Raw genomic sequence first — 16575 nt, forward strand, 5'->3', positions numbered from 1 at the left:
TAATATCTTCGCCGTCTGGTACGCCATCACCATCTGCATCATTGACTTCAGGTAAGTCAATATTTACAAGAGCATCTAGACGATCCTGTAAACCATCTTTAATCGCTCCATTTGGCAATACATTTACCTTATCTTGGGCAACTTCTTTTGCATCAAGTGCAGCCTGTACTTTCTGTTCAAGAATACTGAGTTCAAGCGGGTTAATTAAGCCATCTTTTTGAGCCAAAGCTAAATTATTAAGAGCTTCAGCATATTTAGCTTCAGCTGCTTCTACGGCTGACTGCGCTTCCTGAATCGCTTCTGGTAAGCCGTCTACAATGCCATCACCATCTGCGTCATTTACTTCAGGCAAACTTATGTCAGTCAGATCATCTAATCGATTTTGAAAGGCATCTTTCTGTTCCTGAACAGATTCAGGTAGAGCATTTACTTTACTTTGAGCAGTTGACTTAGCAATTTGTGCCTGCTCTAAAGCATTCTGTAAAGCATTAAGCTCTGTTGGATTAATTAATCCATCACGATTTGCAACAGTTAAAGCATTTTCAGCAGCTGCATACTTTGCTTCAGCTTCCGCAACAGCCAACTCTGCTTCAATGAGTGCTTCAGCGATATCATCTACGATACCATCATCATTTTCATCATTAATTTCAGGTAGGATGATATCCACTAAATCTTCAAGACGTTCCTGCAAAGCATCTTTTTGAGATTGAACTGATTCTGGTAATAAATTTGTTTTAGTTTCTGCTAAGGCTTTGGCACTCTCGAAAGCCTCTTTAGCTTGATCTAATTCCGCTCTTTCAGCAGGTGTAATCAGGCCGTTTTCATTCTTCTCTAAAATTAAATCTTTTAATGCTTCGTACGCTTGTTCAGCATTGGCTACAGCTTCTTCAGCATCTAGTAAAGCTTGCTCGAGATCATCTGGTACACCATCACCATTTTGATCATTAATTGGTGGCAACTCTTCATCAACCAAATCATCTAGTCGATCTTGTAAATCAGATTTTTCCTCGCCATCTACCAAGTTATCGACTTTATCTTGAGCAGCATCTTTAGCATCCTTTGCATCTTGTAATGCTTCCTCTAATTCAGCTTTTTCCTCAGGAGTAATTAACCCATCATTTAATTTATCTTCAATCAAATCTTTAAGATCTTGATAAGCTTTCTCTGCATCATTAACGAGCTGTTTTGCTTCTTCTAATTCATCGTTATTTGGTGGTTCTGGTTCCGGCGATACAGAATTAGATTTTTTATCTGAATCACTCATATTATCTGCAATAGCAACTACTCCAGCAGCTAATCCCCCTGCAATTAACCATGGAGTTAACCCTGTCAAAGCTGTACTTGAGTTTCCAGCGATAAGTGCTGAAATATCATCAATTGGATAATATTTAATAGTCGAAGCTATTTCATTGGCAGCATCTGTGAACTCAACCCAATAAAGCTGACCATTGTCATTAAATAAAATATTATGACTATTTAAGGGATCATCAAAATAACTTTCTACAACTAATTGTTCGCCATTTTTAAAATTAATAACTAAAGAATTTCCTTCTTTCTGAAAATTTAAGACCTCTTCGATTGATGCATCAATTTTCACAATTGAGTTCTGGTTTAATACGATTTTATTAGCAGTAGTCTTTTCTAAAACCGCCCCATCGTTTTTTGATAATATTTCTAAATTTTTCATGACGTCACCCAGTATTATTAAGATATTCTTTAACCCTCTATTTTTTTATCAGATTGAGAATCAATGTAAACGTCATAAAAAGTCAGTTGAAAATCAACAAAAATTCATAGTTAAAAAAAATTTTTTACACCCCATTCGAGATTCTTAAAGCAATGTTTTTATTGATAAAATTTAATTTTAAACAAAGTCACAATTTATAAACTAATAGTGAAAAAATCTCATTATTTATTATTTTATATAAGTTAGACATAAAATTTTTAAATATTGCAAAAAAACACCAGAAACAAAATTACACTATTACTTAATTAAAGTTACATAATAAAACCCAATGAAACAATATTTTATTTCTTGAAACAAATTAAATTTTATTTATTTTCAAACACTTATTTTTACTAATTTATTTTTCCTATATAAAACATAAAGTTAGGATTAATGAATTTATTTCAATTTTTTTATTCTTATTACTTCGAAATAACTTAAAAAATGGCCAAAAACACCATTGCAATGTGGAAGTTAAAATATATTTATAGAAATTTTCTAGCCGTTAAAATATTGTTTTATATTGATAATTTAAGAATCAGTTTTAAGTTATTAAGTTACTTTAAAATAAAAAACCGAGATTTAAATCTCGGTCTTTTAGATTCATTGATATTTTAGTTTGGAATTCTTAGAACCTGTCCCGGGAAAATATCATCTGCATTTTTAAGTAATGGTCGGTTTGCTTCAAAAATTTTGTTGTACTGATTTGCATCACCATAAAACTCTTTAGAAATTTTTGAAAGATTATCCCCTGATTTTACTGTATAGAATTTACTTTCAGGCTCTGGAGATGAAACAGTAAGTTGGTCATCGACTTGAGCAACATGATCAATATTTCCCACAGCCAAGATGATCTTTTCACGATCTGCTTGAGTTTGCACTTGTCCTTTTACAGTCGCTAAATCACTGCTTGCATTATAAGTCACAGACAGTCCTGTTACTGGTAAGCCAAGTGATTTAATATGCCCCAATAATTTATTCGCAATTTCTTGAGCAGATGGCTCTGCTGGCGTTGCTGGTGTAGCTTGTTGCTCAGCTGGTGCGGTATTCTTTTTCCCAATACCTTTCACAAAATCAAAAAGACCCATTGTTATTCTCCTATTGTTATTTCAGTTTGGTGATCAAATAATTTAGATCCCTTAATTTTTATACAGAAGAACTATACCTAACGCCGTTATCTTTCTTAAACTTAAGGTAACTTAATGTAATATTGCAATTTATTCCTTAATAAAAAAAAGCCACCATAAAGGTAGCTTTTAAGTTCGAAAAGAACTGAATCTGATGATTAAGCTAATTTCTTAGTTACATAATCGATAGCAGATTGAACAGTTGTAATTTCGTTAGAATCTTCATCAGGAATAGTAATGTCGAAATCATTTTCGAAAGACATTACAAGCTCAACTAGATCTAGAGAGTCAGCACCTAAGTCATCCATGAAAGATGCTTCGTTTTTAATCTCTTCAGCTTTTAAGCCAAGTTGTTCAGCTACTGCTTGTTTGATACGTTGTTCGATATCGCTCACAGGAATTCTCCTCATTGCTTGTGGCGGCGTATAATGCCTATAGTTTAATTGAATCTTGATATATTTGAAAGTTTATACATCGCATTACGCCATGTATAAACCACCATTCACGTGTAATACCGTACCAGTAATGTAACTTGCTTTATCAGAAGCAAGGAAACTTACTGCATTTGCGATATCTTGAGGCTGACCAAAACGGTTCAATGCCACTTGATCACTCATTTTTTTCTGAATTTCATCACTTAACTGTTCAGTCATCTCAGTTGCAATAAAGCCAGGCGCGATACTATTGACAGTAATTTGACGACTGCCCATTTCTTTAGCCAAACTGCGGCTAAAAGCTTCAATCCCAGCCTTCGCAGCTGAATAATTTGCTTGACCTGGATTTGCAAAATGCGCAACGACAGAACTAATATTGATAATTCGTCCAAATCTCGCTTTCGTCATACCTTTCAATACACGTTTAGAGAGACGGAATACTGCTTTAAGGTGAATATTTTGGATATCATCCCAATCATCTTCAGACATACGAAGCAGTAGATTATCTTTAGTGATACCTGCATTATTCACAAGAACAAGTACAGGGCCAAAACTTTGTTCAATATCTGTAATGAGTGCATCAATTGCAGCTCCATCACGAACATCAAGTACTTTTCCTACACCATGTTCAGCAAATTGTGTAGATAATTTTTCAGCACCAGACTCAGATGTAGCCGTACCTACGACAAAAAAACCATCTTCGATCAGCTGTTGTGCAATCGCAGCACCAATACCACGGCTTGCACCTGTCACTAACGCGACTTTACGTTCCTGCGTCATGCAATTTTCCCTTCTGCAACTAATACAGTATTTAAAGCATCTTCTAAACGAGATTTAGTATCTAAAGGCAATGCTTTTTCAACATGTTCTAAACGTTTTGCTAAATTTGTTAATACATTCCCAGGACCACATTCAACAACATAGCTCACATCTTGATCAGCCAATACTTGAAGTGTTTTAGTCCATTGGACAGACTCATAAAGTTGTGATGTCAACGCTGTACGCAATTCATCAACACTGTCAGCCACTTGTGCATTGACATTTTGAATCACTGGAATGCGAGGTAATTGAATATCAACATCTGCTAAAGCTTTGGCAAACTCTGCTGCCGCTGGCTTCATTAATGAACAATGTGATGGTACTGATACTGGTAACGCAATTGCTTTTGCACCTTGCTCTTTTACCAAAGCTATTAACGCTTCAACCTGTGCAGTATCACCTGCCACCACAACTTGACCCTGTGCATTATAGTTTGCAGCTTCCACTGAACCCTCACCTTGAGCGGTGACTTGAGCACACAGTTCTACAACCTTAGCATCATCAAGACCAAGAATCGCAGCCATAGCACCTTGACCCTGAGGGACAGCATCTTGCATCAACTTACCGCGTAAGTTCACCAATTTAACTGCATCTTTTAAGCTTAAAGATTCTGCAGCAACCAATGCACTGTATTCACCTAGTGAATGTCCCGCTAAATATTTAGGAACGACACCACCAAGCTCTAACCATACACGCCATAAAGCAATGCTTGCTGTGAGTAGCACTGGTTGTGTAAATTCAGTTTGGTTTAACCCTTCACCACTTTGCGCAATGTGCCATAAATCAAAGCCGAGTGCTTCAGAAGCTTCAGCAAACGTTTCTTGCACACTACTAAACTGTTCTGCAAGCTCCGCTAACATTCCTGCTTTTTGAGAACCCTGTCCAGGAAAAACAAATGCAGTTTTGGTCGCAAGAACGGCTTGCTCGAGGCGTTTAGCAGACATATAAAAATCCTTTATTCAGAGCTTTGACTATTCTATTTTGATTCATTTCGATCATCTTGAACATCAAACTCAAGTCTTAACTGATTTGATGGAGCGAAATTTATCATTAAAAAAAAGCTTTGGTAATTGCCAAATACAACAAAAAATAGAAATAAAAAAAGGGAGCTTACGCTCCCATTTTTTCTACTAAGCTTGACGCTTAATACATCACCAATTATTCAGCATCAGCTGCTTTAGCGAATAATTGACGACCACGGTAGACACCATCTTTAGTTACGTGGTGACGACGGTGAGTTTCACCAGTCGTTTGGTCTACTGTTAATGCATTCTCGGTTAAAGCGTCATGTGAACGGCGCATGTCACGGCGAGAGCGACTTTTACGGTTTTGCTGAACGGCCATGATGGCTCCTTACAAAGATCGAAAAAATGGATCAGAACAAATTCGATTGTCTTATACCTAAGAGTATAACACAAAAATTAGTTAAGTTTACCCTTCAAAGCTGCCAAAACACCAAACGGATTATCTCGTTTTTCTTCAACAACTTCTTCTTGGGCAGGTTGATGCTTATGCTCACAAGACGCATGTCTTGGTGACAAAGGAATCAACAATAACAATTCATCTTCTATGAGAGAAAGTAAATCAGCGGTTGCAGGTGCATCAAATGAACCTTTTGTCGTTGCTTCACTCTCACCTAAGACGATGAAATCAGCATCCTCATCCAAGCGCTCTATCAGTGACTCATCATCGACTAAAGCCAGATGAAAGTCCAATTCGAGAGGTAATTCAACAGTATCCAAACAACGTTGGCATTCCATTGGAACCTTCGTTTCAACACTACCATCAAGCCAAACGATACGATGATACGCATCCATTGATAGCTTACAGTCTATATTGATCAATTGATTATCAATTGACCCAACAGCTTCACGGGATATACGAACAAAGCGCGACAATGGCAGTGTACCTGACCATGTGAAGCCCTGTTCAGCCCATTTAAACGGCTCAATCTGTGCCGGAAAGGTATTTGCTGACATAATTAAGGCGGCAATTCTACAAATTCATAAGTACTCTGTCAAAGATTAAGATACAATTTTGCACTTATTCAGACAGATCATTTGGGTTAATCAAGTCATGCATCAGTTGCAGCCGCAACCTGAAGTCACAACTTCATTACAGTTACACTATCCTTCGACCTCAAATTTGACCGATCACTTAGACCGCGTGCAACTCGCACCTTGGGTAAATCTGCAAACAGAAGCTCAACAGGTAGACTGGCTTATCTTACACTTTAATCATTGGTTTTCCCACTTAAATGTCACATTAGTCAAAGGCGACTTTGAACCTGAATACTTCCCTGCCTCAGACCAACAACCTGCTCGCATCCAATTCGCACATGGATTTTTCAATAGTGCTTTACATGAAATAAGCCATTGGACAATCGCAGGAGATCATCGTCGCACTCTTCCTGATCTTGGCTATTGGTACGCACCAGATGGTCGAACTGCTGAACAACAAGCCCTATTTGAACAAGTCGAAATTAAACCTCAAGCAATTGAATGGATGTTTTCCACAGCCTTTAGTCGAAAATTCCGCGTTTCTCTGGACAATTTAACGGGTGAAGGTGGTGATGGGCAGTCTTTTAAAGACAATGTTTATGCTCAAGTACAACGCTATTTTTCAGGTGAAGCTCAGCTTCCAAGAGATGCTCAACACTTTATTCAGTGCATCTGTAAGTGTCTCAGAAGTGGCAAAACATTACATTTGCATGAATTTTCTCGTGCATCGCTAGATTAAGTCTAGTAAATATATACTCATGACATTGAAGTGAATGTCCATGCACGCAATAATACGAAAAAATAATCAGGAGAAAATAAAATGCTTCATTTAAGAGTACATCCTGACAATCCACAATCTCGACTTATTACTCAAGCAGTAGAAAGAATACGTGCAGGCGATGTCGTGGTTTATCCAACAGATGCAGCCTATGCCATCGGATGCCAAATTGGTAATAAGCAAGCGATGGAACGAATTGCTCAAATCCGTGATCTTGGTGCTAAGCATCAATATGCGATCTTATGTGCGGATCTCTCAGATATTGCAACGTATGCAAAAGTGGATAATGCAACTTATCGTTTGCTTAAAAATAACACACCTGCGATTACCACCTTTATTTTGCAAGCGACAAGTGAAGTCCCTCGTCGCTTGATGCACCCCAAAAAGAAAACCATTGGTTTACGTGTACCGAGCAACCCAGTCTGTCAAATGCTTCTTAAAGAGTTGGGTGAACCTTTACTCACCAGCACCCTGATTCTTCCAGGTCAAACTGAGCCTTTGGATGATCCATATGAAATAGAACAACAATTAAGTAAAAGAATTGATGTTTTTATTGATAGTGGACTTGGTACATTAACTACGACAAGTATTGTTGATCTCTCAGGAAGTCAACCTGAAATTATCCGCCGTGGCGTGGGTGATGTGAGTGCTTTTGAGTAAAATGCCTCACCATTCATCTCTCTTTATTTGATTTACGCTGATTTTTCGTTATAGATTGCTTGGAGGGTCTTTATTTGTTGACCCTCTTGCGTAAAGTTGCTTGGTTCAAGCCAAGCTAAATAACTTTCTTTTAAAGTCAGCCACTCTTCATCCAACATTGAAAACCAAAGCGTGTTTCGGTTTCTTCCCTTGACCACTTTATGTTGTCTAAACATTCCTTCATATTGAAAACCGAATCGTAGTGCGGCTTTTTTGGAAGCTAAGTTCAACTCATGACACTTCCACTCTATACGCCTAAATCCTAAAGTAAAACACTCATTCAACAGTAAAAATAATACTTCTGTAGCAGCTCTAGACCGTTTTAAATCTGCTGAGAAGTATACATTCCCAATTTCAACCACTCCATCATCCAACCCGATATTCATCAATGCGATCCACCCCACTGGTTTGTTCGCTATGCGAATAACATAATAAATATTCCCTTGTGTACCAAATTGCGATGAGAGTTTATATGACAAGTCTTCAATCGAAGTTGGCGCTTCGTAAGGCAAATAGGTAAAGCTTGAAATAAACTCGTCTGTAATCTTAATTGGGAATAGATTTCTCGCAAGCTCTTCAATATTTTCAATTAAATTTAAAGGATATAAATTTACATACGTTCCACTCAACGCTTTGAATGAGTTTATAGGGTGAGTATTTGAGTGAACTTTTATACCTACACTTTGTTTATATACATTTTGTTCTACTTTTTGAAAATTATTCATACTCTTTTACTTCTCGTCGAACACACGCTAACAATGAATACCAGTTTACATTTATCAATTAAAACACTAAATACATCCATATAACCTTAAAAAATACCACCTATTTATTTCAATTTTTTTATCGTAAAACTGCGGATAAAGATATATTCAGCACTCGATTTAATTTAGAATACCCATATTGTTTTTATGCTATTCGAATCACTGTCCTTTTACTGATTTCGATATGTGATCTCCTGAATCGCCCAACATGCTTTTGAAAATTCGCGTGGCTAATAATTGTAATGACTCAAGCTATCCATAATCCCATGGACGCACTTCCACACATCCGTGTTTTAGATGAGTGGCAAGATACGATTCCTGAAGATTTATATATACCGCCTGCAGCATTCGAAATTCTATTAGAACATTTCGAAGGACCACTCGACTTTTTAATTTACCTCATCCAAAAAAATGGTTTCGATCTACTTCAGCTCGATATAGCTCCGATTGCAACGCAATATTTGTCATATATTGACAGTATGAAGTCACTCAATATTGAGTTAACCGCAGATTATATGGTGATGGCGGCATTATTAGCAGATTTAAAATCACGCTTACTGCTGCCTAAACCTAAATCAATCCAAATTGAAAAAGATCCAAAACAAGAATTAATAGATCGCTTAGAGACATATTTAAGGATCAAGCAAGCTGCTGAGCGTCTCGGTCAAATGCCTATTTTGGACCGTGATACTTTTCTACCCAACGTTAGCCTTGGACAAATTAATACAGTAAATGAGGGTTATGAAGCCTCTCTTCTGCGCGATGCTATGTTTTGTATTTTTAATCGCCCAGAGCCTGTTACACACCAGATTACTCAAGAACCTGTTTTGCTTGAAGAACGTATTGCCTATATTGAACAGATGACAAAATCAGGTGAGGTTTTGAAATTTGATCAACTTTTAAAACCAAGTCAAGGTCGTATGGGGTTAGTGGTGACGTTTATGGCAATATTAGAGCTAACACGTCAGCAAAAAGTTCAAATTATTGCATCAGGTATTGAAGCCCCGCTGGCAATTCAAGGGGTAATGATATGACCATTGATCAATCAAACTCCTTTCAAGTTGATGAGTTACACCACGAAGTGCTCATGCAGCTCGAAGCTATTATTTTTGCCAGTGAAGCGCCTGTTTCTATTGCACGCTTGAAAGAGGCATTTCAAAACCAATTTTCCAAACAACAACTGCGCGCATATTTGCAACAGCTTGCAGTGTTACAACACGGTCGTTCAATTGAGCTGACTGAAACAGCTCAAGGTTTTCGCTTTCAAGTTCGTGCTAAGTATCGACAAGTGATTGCACAAACTTGGCCAGAACGTCCAACTAAATTATCACCATCATTGTTAGAAACTCTAGCAGTGATTGCTTATCATCAGCCCGTTACCCGAGCCGATATTGAGCAAATTCGAGGAGTCACGAATAACAGTCAGCAACTCAGAACGTTATTCGATTGGAACTGGATTAAAGAGTCTGGTTTCCGGGAACTTCCAGGAAGACCCGCGTTGTTGGTTACAACGCCACAATTTTTAAATGCTTTTGGTTTAAGTGATTTAAATCAACTGCCTCCCCTACAGGATGCCAAGGAAGCTTTTATGGCATTGGATGCTCACGCACCCAAGTCGTAAATAGGTGAACTGTTGATGATTATTTCTAAGGTTATGCTGTTATGAGTGAAAAATTGCAAAAGGTATTGGCACGTGTAGGTTTGGGTTCTCGCCGCTATATGGAAGAAGTCATTGCTGCCGGTCGTGTTAGTGTCAACGGTCAAGTTGCTCAAGTAGGTGAACGTATCGAACCAACCGATGAGCTTCGTATCGATGGTCGTAAAGTACAGTTCCAAATTGAAGATGAAATCCGTCGTCGTGTATTGATTTACTACAAACCTGAAGGTGAAATCTGTTCACGTAACGACCCTGAAAATCGCCCAACTGTATTTGATCAATTACCATCAATTCCGGGTGATCGTTGGGTCATGGTTGGTCGTTTAGATATCAACTCAACAGGATTATTACTTTTCACAAACGATGGCGAGCTTGCAAACCGCTTAATGCATCCATCTAGTGAAATTGAACGCGAATACGCTGTACGTGTGATGGGTGAAGTGACCCCTCAACTGAAAAAGAACATGACAGATGGTGTCATGCTCGATGATGGTCCAGCAAAATTTGAGTCATTCTCTGAAATTGGTGGTGAAGGGATTAACCGTTGGTATCAAGTGGTTGTAAAAGAAGGACGTAACCGTGAAGTACGCCGCATCTTTGAATCACAAGGCTTGAAAGTCAGCCGTCTATTACGTACACGTTATGGTACAGTCATTCTGCCACGTGAATTACGTACAGGTCGTTGGATTGAACTTGATAAAAATGACATTGATAACTTAACTAAGTCTGTTGAGCTCAAACCACGTCAAGGTACTGGTCTTTACGGTATGGCGAAACGCCGCAATGAACGTATGCAAGAGAAACCACTTGCAGCACGTCGTGGTGGTTATTTACGCCAACAACGCCGTGACGAAGGCGAGCATCAAGAACCACGCCGTGACTTCCGTCAAGGTGGTGCTGATCAAAGCCGCAGTGATAATCGATTTAACAATCGCGCACCGCGTCAAGAAGGCTCAGAAAACCGTTTCAATGCACGTGCACCACGTCAAGAAGGATTTGAGAATCGATTCAACAATCGCGCCCCTCGCACTGAAAATCAGGATTTCCGCAATAAACGTCCTGAAAACAAAGGTGAAGTAAACGGCAATTCTGTTGATTACAAACCACGCAACGAAAATAAATTCGGTCAACGCAAACCTTTTGGTATTAACAAAGGCTTTAAGAAGTTCTAATTTTGAAATCCCTAAAAAAACCGCTCAATAGAGCGGTTTTTTTCATTTATTCAATAACAGGAATATCAAACCATTTAGCAGATGGAAAATGTTGTGATAAATACTTTTTTAAGTAGGTAGATGTATCACGTGAAATAAGCTCATCGTCAGATTCAGCATTCAAATTATATGCTAGAGCATATAACTCAAGCCCACGATGCTTCAGTGCCTCTAAGCTCAACAAAGTATGGTTGATGCTTCCCAAACGCCCCGAACTCACCAAAATTATGGGATATTTTTTATCCACCAAATAATCAATGGTTAAATATTGTGTTGTTAGAGGGACCATCAAGCCACCCGCCCCTTCAAGTAAAACAACTTCATATGAAGAGGACAACTGTTGAGTCGCTTGTTCAATTTTAGCGAAATCAATACTTCGCCCATCTATACGTGTCGCTAAGTGAGGCGATGCAGGATAACTGAAAATTTCAGGCATAGTGAGTTTTTGAGTATCTTCCTCTAACCAACCACATCCCATAATTTCACGATGTTTTTCAATATCTTCAGAAACATCCACATTACCCGTTTGAATTAATTTCTGAGTAATGACATTCCGCCCTTGTTCACGCCAAATTTTTGCCAAATAACCAGTGACGTATGTTTTTCCAATTCCAGTATCAATACCGCTCACAAAGTAGATTTGAGCACTCATGACTTACTCCGTGCGATAAAAAATATAGGGTGATACGTTAAAGGATATACAAGATTCTCTTGCTCATCAGTCGCAATAAATTGTCGGTAACCTAGATAAAACTGATTCAAACTTTCCTTCGTCCAACGAAATCCCTGTGAGGTTGCCGTCACACCTGTGGCCTGTAAATGTTTTAGGACCAATTTTGGGTGCGCGAAGTGTAATTGAGCCAATTGTTGTTCACAGTGCATCACTTCAAATCCGTTCTGCTCTAGTAAGCTTTTAATTTGGCTTTGATCAAAATATTTTAATCCTTGTCCAGTTAAGGATTTAATTTCTTTTAAGTTCTGAGGCCCATAAGTTGAAAAGCAAAAATAACCATTGGGCTTTAAAGCCGAATAAATTTTCTGTATCAATCTTTCAAACTCAGACATCCACTGTAATGCAGAGCTTGAGGCACATAAATCAAGGTCTTTGGGTAACTCAATTTTTTCGACATCACCAATACGCCACTCGACAGGCTGATGATGACTGATGGTATGCTCAACATCAGCATATAAATCATTCAAAATGACTTGATCCATTTTAAAATGATGAAGCATCTCTTGAGTTAGATTTCCAGTTCCACATCCAATTTCAAATACTTTAGCAAGCTCAGAAGATGAAACATAAAGACGCATCAGCTCGCTTAAATGTTTCGCTACATTTTGTTGAATACGTGCCTGATCTGCATAAGTCCAATGCGATTTTGCAAATCGAGTAGCAATCATTTCTTTTTGAATAAATTTGTTCAACATTGAGTCATTCATAATTGTTCTTTCAAACGCTCCAATTCATCTTGATTCAGCTGAGAATTCATACAAATTCTCAGGCGTGAACTTCCTTGTGGAACCGTTGGTGGCCGAACCGGCAAAATATAAAAACCAGATTGTTGTAATTGTTGTGCGCGCTCAAGTGCACGCTGAGAATCACCTAAAATTAAAGGAATAATCTGCGAGCTTGAAGGACATTCGTAACCTTGCTCAAGAATATATTGACGCAGTTGCAGACTCAAATCACTTAAATGAGCACGTTGCTCCTGCATTTTTTTCATTTTATTCCAAATAAAATGCGTCCAAGCCATGTTGATGGGTGGTTGTGCGGTACTAAAAATCAAAGAGCGCATTTTGTTGATTAAATAATCTTTTAAGATTGGATGACACACAATGTATCCACCAACAGATGCGAGTGCTTTCCCAAATGTTCCTACCAAGAAATCGATATCATCTATGACAGCATATTGTTCAGCACAACCGAGCCCTTGCTCTCCCCGAACACCAATAGCATGTGCTTCATCAACATATAACATGATTTTACTGAACTGATATTTCAGACTCACCAACGCAGTTAAATCAGTTTCATCACCATCCATACTAAAAATTGATTCAGTTACCACAATGATTCTTTGATACAAGGGATCATCATGATATTGCTCGATCAATTGCTTTAAATGAAGCAGATCATTATGTCGATAACGTATCAGCTTCGCTTTACTTAAGCGAATCCCATCAATCATGCTGGCGTGAATCAATTTATCCGAGAGAATTAAAGTTTGACTATCAGCAATCGCAGGCAGAATACCAATATTCATGTGATAGCCACTGTTGAATAACAGAACTGCCCTTTGATTGAATGATTGACTCATGTCATATTCAAATTGCTCATATTCAGGATAATTTCCTGTGAGTAACCTTGAAGATGAAGAGCTCATTCTTTTTGAATCTGCTGAACAGTGATCAAAAAATGCTTCTCTTATTTGTAGATCTGACGCAATCCCTAAATAATCATTACTCGATAGATTCAACATTCTTTGTTGCTGAAGCTCAACCCATTTTCCATGCTGAACGATGGATTTAAACTGCCGAAAATTTCCAGTTTGTTTTAATGAGTCTAACTGCTCTGCGTAGTAGTCCAACAGATTCATCTCATTTCCTCTGCAAGTTCCATCACAACACTCACCAACTGCGTTAGTAACTCAGTAAGTTCGACATCTGAAATCACAAAAGGTGGCATGACATAAACTAATTTTCCAAAAGGACGAATCCACACGCCTCGTTCTACGAAACGCTGTTGCAGCGTTTTCATATCAACATTTTGTTTAAGCTCAACAACACCGATAGCACCGAGCACACGAACATCTTGAATATGCGCTTGATCATCTAATCTATGTAAATAATGTTTTAGAATTTGCTCTATTCTTTGAATATTGGACTGCCAATCTTGTGACAATAAAAGCTCAGTACTCTTTAAGGCGACAGCACAAGCCAAGGGGTTCGCCATAAATGTAGGTCCATGCATAAATACGCCAGCTTCACCAGAGCTGATCACTTCAGCGACATGTCGTGTGGTCAGTGTTGCAGATAAAGTCATATACCCACCGGTCAGCGCCTTACCAATACACATGATGTCTGGTTCAACTTGAGCGTGTTCCCAAGCAAATAATTTACCTGTTCGCCCAAACCCCGTGGCAATTTCATCAAATATCATTAACACCTGATATTGATCGCATAGCCTCTTGGCTTCGCGTAAATATTCAGGATGATAGAAACGCATGCCTCCAGCACCTTGCACAATCGGCTCAATAATCATGGCAGCGATAGTGGCATGATGGTTTTTTAAAGTTTCTGCCAATACAAGAATATCTGCTGGATTCCAATCTTCATCAAATCGAGTCTGCGGTGCAGGAACAAAATAACGAGAAGGTAAACTAGAACCAAAGACCTGATGCATCCCAGTAACTGGATCACATACTGACATTGCATTCCATGTATCACCATGGTAACCAGAACGCGTCGTGATAAAACTGGTTTTATCTTTCTTATTTTGTGCAGTCCAATATTGAACTGCCATCTTTAGTGCGACTTCAACAGCGACAGAACCTGAGTCCGCATAGAATATTTTATCTAATTGAGGTGGTGTAATTTTTAATAATGCCTTCCCTAATTCAATCGCAGGATCATGAGTAAGCCCACCAAACATAATGTGTGACATGTGCTGCAATTGATCCGACACAGCTTGATTAAGTTGAGGATGGTTATATCCGTGAATGGCACACCACCAAGATGACATACCATCAATGAGTTGACGGCCATCTTCAAGTTCAATCATCACCCCTGTAGCCTTTTTTACTTTATATGTCGGCAGTGGGTTTAACATCGAAGTATAAGGGTGCCATAAGTGTGCTAAATCGAATTCGTCAACCATCCTGGAAGAATTTCCTTATTAATCTAGACAGAGCATAACGCGAATTATTTTTGTTATGAATTGCCTGATTAGACAATATTCATCAGGATTTCTCATTCTTTCTTAGATATTGAACGATTTTGTCACTTAGTTGTGTAGCTCTAAAAATTGAAAAGCAGTGAGAGCCTGGGATAATTTCGAATTTAAAAAACTTTGCATCTATCTTTCGGATATTATCTAGAACTTTGTTACTAACTAATCCATCATCATCAGCAAATACATGTAATTGTTTTCCGACATAATTTTTCAATATCTCGACAGTATTAAGATGATATAGTAAATCCAAGCCCTGCTTTTTTAAATCTAGCTCTTCACTCGTAATTGAATTTTGCAAAGATTGCCAATCTTGTTTAGCAGTTTGGCTGCCCTGTGAGACCAGATAACAAAATCGCTTTAAAGTGGTCATGGGGTCATTTTCAAAAGACTCTCTAAAACTTTGAAAAGTAGAAAGCGGCATACCTGTAGACCAGCGTTCATTGGCAACGAAGCAAGGATTCGATGCTAAAGTAATTAACGTTTTTGCCTGACCTGAAAGCTCGAAAACCTTTTGGGTGAGCAATGTTGCTAATTGCCCGCCTAAAGACCACCCTATAATGACATCGACTTTTTTAGCTAACTCAACATGTTTAGATAATTCAACAGGGTCGAGTGCATTAAAGATATTAATCAGATCGATTTGAAATCCTGCCATATCCAAAGCAGTTTTTAAGTTTTCGAGTGGTTTTGTTCCGAGTCCCCAACCGGTAATTAATAAGATTTTACTCATGATTGCCAATCCTTAGCTGATCGTTTTCGGTCAGTATATAAAGCCAAGCACAATAACTCATTGAGCAAATCATTCAATTTCACTTTGATTTTTAGATAATTACTCTGTACACGACAAATTTCATAGGACCCTTGTCCTATCAGGCTTTTTCTTTCTTAAAATTGCTAGCACTTTCTTAAATTCTTCTTTTTTTCCAAAACCAATCAAACGTAGAATAGCCATTTGAACATAGTCCAAACCGTAGCGAAATAAACTTACTGAAAGTCGTCCATGCTTCTTTATTTTTATCGCTTTTTTCCGATCATGTTGCCATTCACCTGTTAAATAGCACCAACAGAAACCGATAGCTAGCACTGCTATCAATTTCTTGACTCGTCTAGGGTCTGTTAAACGAGTATTTTCAAGATTGAATCCACGTCCTTTGAGACAACTAAATAACGTTTCGATTTCCCAGCGTAATGCATAATCACGAATAGCAGAAGCATTAAACATAGGAGAAACAACAAGTAAAAGTTCTCCATCTTCTAATCGTAGCGCACTAATATACAGTTTCACTCGACCAACCCAAATACGTCGTTTACGACATTCAGTTTGACCAACTTGAAGATGACGAAATAAATCACTAATTTTATGATTCTTGGCTAAGTGATTGGTCACAATGAAGTTTTTTTAACACGTATA

At 38.2% G+C, this 16575-nt stretch carries 18 protein-coding genes and 1 pseudogene; 5 read left to right on the forward strand and 14 right to left on the reverse strand.

Annotated elements, in window-relative coordinates:
* The 7 genes from CL42_RS12760 to CL42_RS12790 form a co-directional block, all read right to left on the reverse strand.
* Positions 1–1687, reverse strand: a 1687-nt coding sequence (locus CL42_RS12760; RefSeq protein WP_035269193.1) for a GA-like domain-containing protein, incomplete at its 3' end; no start/stop codon positions are given.
* A gap of 653 nt (positions 1688–2340) precedes the next feature.
* On the reverse strand, positions 2341–2814 hold the full coding sequence (gene lysM, locus CL42_RS12765) for a peptidoglycan-binding protein LysM (RefSeq protein WP_035269196.1): 474 nt from the start codon (positions 2812–2814) through the stop codon (positions 2341–2343).
* Between the two features lie 197 nt (positions 2815–3011).
* A complete protein-coding gene (acpP, locus tag CL42_RS12770; RefSeq protein WP_035269198.1) occupies positions 3012–3248 on the reverse strand; it encodes an acyl carrier protein in 237 nt (78 codons plus the stop codon).
* Between the two features lie 84 nt (positions 3249–3332).
* Positions 3333–4067, reverse strand: coding sequence for a 3-oxoacyl-ACP reductase FabG (gene fabG, locus CL42_RS12775; RefSeq protein ID WP_035269201.1), 735 nt, complete (start codon positions 4065–4067; stop codon positions 3333–3335).
* Positions 4064–5050: an ACP S-malonyltransferase gene (gene fabD / locus CL42_RS12780; protein ID WP_035269203.1), complete on the reverse strand. Its 987-nt coding sequence runs from the start codon at positions 5048–5050 to the stop codon at positions 4064–4066. Before fabD ends, fabG begins: the two co-directional genes overlap by 4 nt.
* Before the next feature lie 214 nt (positions 5051–5264).
* A complete protein-coding gene (rpmF, locus tag CL42_RS12785) occupies positions 5265–5450 on the reverse strand; it encodes a 50S ribosomal protein L32 (RefSeq protein WP_035269206.1) in 186 nt (61 codons plus the stop codon).
* Positions 5451–5527: 77 nt separating this feature from the next.
* Positions 5528–6085 carry a YceD family protein gene (locus CL42_RS12790; protein ID WP_035269208.1) on the reverse strand — a complete coding sequence of 186 codons (558 nt, stop codon included), beginning with the start codon at positions 6083–6085 and terminating at the stop codon, positions 5528–5530.
* Positions 6086–6182: 97 nt separating this feature from the next.
* Between CL42_RS12790 and CL42_RS12795 the strand changes: the two genes are divergently transcribed.
* Both CL42_RS12795 and CL42_RS12800 read left to right on the forward strand, forming a co-directional pair.
* Entirely contained in the window at positions 6183–6845 is a 663-nt protein-coding gene (locus tag CL42_RS12795) for an elongation factor P hydroxylase (RefSeq protein WP_035269210.1), read from the forward strand.
* A gap of 81 nt (positions 6846–6926) precedes the next feature.
* Positions 6927–7544: an L-threonylcarbamoyladenylate synthase gene (locus CL42_RS12800; RefSeq protein ID WP_035269212.1), complete on the forward strand. Its 618-nt coding sequence runs from the start codon at positions 6927–6929 to the stop codon at positions 7542–7544.
* Positions 7545–7576: 32 nt separating this feature from the next.
* Here the strand turns inward: CL42_RS12800 and CL42_RS12805 are convergent, their stop codons facing one another.
* Entirely contained in the window at positions 7577–8308 is a 732-nt protein-coding gene (locus tag CL42_RS12805; protein WP_035269215.1) for a GNAT family N-acetyltransferase, read from the reverse strand.
* 281 nt (positions 8309–8589) lie between these two features.
* Here CL42_RS12805 and CL42_RS12810 point away from each other — a divergent pair, with 281 nt between their 5' ends.
* From CL42_RS12810 to rluB, 3 genes are read left to right on the forward strand one after another with little or no spacing between them, the layout of a single operon-like run.
* Positions 8590–9381 carry a segregation and condensation protein A gene (locus CL42_RS12810; protein ID WP_035269217.1) on the forward strand — a complete coding sequence of 264 codons (792 nt, stop codon included), beginning with the start codon at positions 8590–8592 and terminating at the stop codon, positions 9379–9381.
* Positions 9378–9968: an SMC-Scp complex subunit ScpB gene (scpB, locus tag CL42_RS12815; protein ID WP_035269219.1), complete on the forward strand. Its 591-nt coding sequence runs from the start codon at positions 9378–9380 to the stop codon at positions 9966–9968. The genes CL42_RS12810 and scpB overlap by 4 nt, the downstream gene beginning before the upstream one ends.
* A gap of 41 nt (positions 9969–10009) precedes the next feature.
* Entirely contained in the window at positions 10010–11176 is a 1167-nt protein-coding gene (rluB, locus tag CL42_RS12820) for a 23S rRNA pseudouridine(2605) synthase RluB (protein WP_081403293.1), read from the forward strand.
* Between the two features lie 46 nt (positions 11177–11222).
* Here the strand turns inward: rluB and bioD are convergent, their stop codons facing one another.
* From bioD to CL42_RS12850, 6 genes and pseudogenes are all read right to left on the reverse strand, one after another.
* Positions 11223–11867, reverse strand: a complete 645-nt coding sequence (bioD, locus tag CL42_RS12825) for a dethiobiotin synthase (protein ID WP_035269221.1) — start codon at positions 11865–11867, stop codon at positions 11223–11225.
* Entirely contained in the window at positions 11864–12655 is a 792-nt protein-coding gene (bioC, locus tag CL42_RS12830) for a malonyl-ACP O-methyltransferase BioC (protein ID WP_228133285.1), read from the reverse strand. Before bioC ends, bioD begins: the two co-directional genes overlap by 4 nt.
* A complete protein-coding gene (locus tag CL42_RS12835) occupies positions 12652–13809 on the reverse strand; it encodes an 8-amino-7-oxononanoate synthase (protein ID WP_035269224.1) in 1158 nt (385 codons plus the stop codon). The genes bioC and CL42_RS12835 overlap by 4 nt, the downstream gene beginning before the upstream one ends.
* Positions 13806–15089: an adenosylmethionine--8-amino-7-oxononanoate transaminase gene (gene bioA / locus CL42_RS12840; RefSeq protein WP_035269226.1), complete on the reverse strand. Its 1284-nt coding sequence runs from the start codon at positions 15087–15089 to the stop codon at positions 13806–13808. The genes CL42_RS12835 and bioA overlap by 4 nt, the downstream gene beginning before the upstream one ends.
* Positions 15090–15171: 82 nt before the next feature.
* Entirely contained in the window at positions 15172–15897 is a 726-nt protein-coding gene (locus CL42_RS12845) for a hydrolase (RefSeq protein ID WP_212771600.1), read from the reverse strand.
* 117 nt (positions 15898–16014) lie between these two features.
* Positions 16015–16563: pseudogene (locus CL42_RS12850) on the reverse strand (IS4-like element ISAba33 family transposase); the annotation flags it as partial.
* Positions 16564–16575: the final 12 nt, after the last annotated feature.

This window comes from Acinetobacter sp. Ver3, from assembly GCF_000632455.1.
GTDB lineage: Bacteria > Pseudomonadota > Gammaproteobacteria > Pseudomonadales > Moraxellaceae > Acinetobacter.

Bases quoted from the DNA above. Each gene is read 5' to 3' on its own strand.
- lysM (WP_035269196.1), bottom strand. From the start codon at position 2,814: ATGGGTCTTTTTGATTTTGTGAAAGGTATTGGGAAAAAGAATACCGCA.
- fabG (WP_035269201.1), bottom strand. From the start codon at position 4,067: ATGACGCAGGAACGTAAAGTCGCGTTAGTGACAGGTGCAAGCCGTGGT.
- fabD (WP_035269203.1), bottom strand. From the start codon at position 5,050: ATGTCTGCTAAACGCCTCGAGCAAGCCGTTCTTGCGACCAAAACTGCA.
- rpmF (WP_035269206.1), bottom strand. From the start codon at position 5,450: ATGGCCGTTCAGCAAAACCGTAAAAGTCGCTCTCGCCGTGACATGCGC.
- CL42_RS12790 (WP_035269208.1), bottom strand. From the start codon at position 6,085: ATGTCAGCAAATACCTTTCCGGCACAGATTGAGCCGTTTAAATGGGCT.
- CL42_RS12795 (WP_035269210.1), top strand. From the start codon at position 6,183: ATGCATCAGTTGCAGCCGCAACCTGAAGTCACAACTTCATTACAGTTA.
- CL42_RS12800 (WP_035269212.1), top strand. From the start codon at position 6,927: ATGCTTCATTTAAGAGTACATCCTGACAATCCACAATCTCGACTTATT.
- CL42_RS12805 (WP_035269215.1), bottom strand. From the start codon at position 8,308: ATGAATAATTTTCAAAAAGTAGAACAAAATGTATATAAACAAAGTGTA.
- CL42_RS12810 (WP_035269217.1), top strand. From the start codon at position 8,590: ATGACTCAAGCTATCCATAATCCCATGGACGCACTTCCACACATCCGT.
- scpB (WP_035269219.1), top strand. From the start codon at position 9,378: ATGACCATTGATCAATCAAACTCCTTTCAAGTTGATGAGTTACACCAC.
- rluB (WP_081403293.1), top strand. From the start codon at position 10,010: ATGAGTGAAAAATTGCAAAAGGTATTGGCACGTGTAGGTTTGGGTTCT.
- bioD (WP_035269221.1), bottom strand. From the start codon at position 11,867: ATGAGTGCTCAAATCTACTTTGTGAGCGGTATTGATACTGGAATTGGA.
- bioC (WP_228133285.1), bottom strand. From the start codon at position 12,655: ATGAATGACTCAATGTTGAACAAATTTATTCAAAAAGAAATGATTGCT.
- CL42_RS12835 (WP_035269224.1), bottom strand. From the start codon at position 13,809: ATGAATCTGTTGGACTACTACGCAGAGCAGTTAGACTCATTAAAACAA.
- bioA (WP_035269226.1), bottom strand. From the start codon at position 15,089: ATGGTTGACGAATTCGATTTAGCACACTTATGGCACCCTTATACTTCG.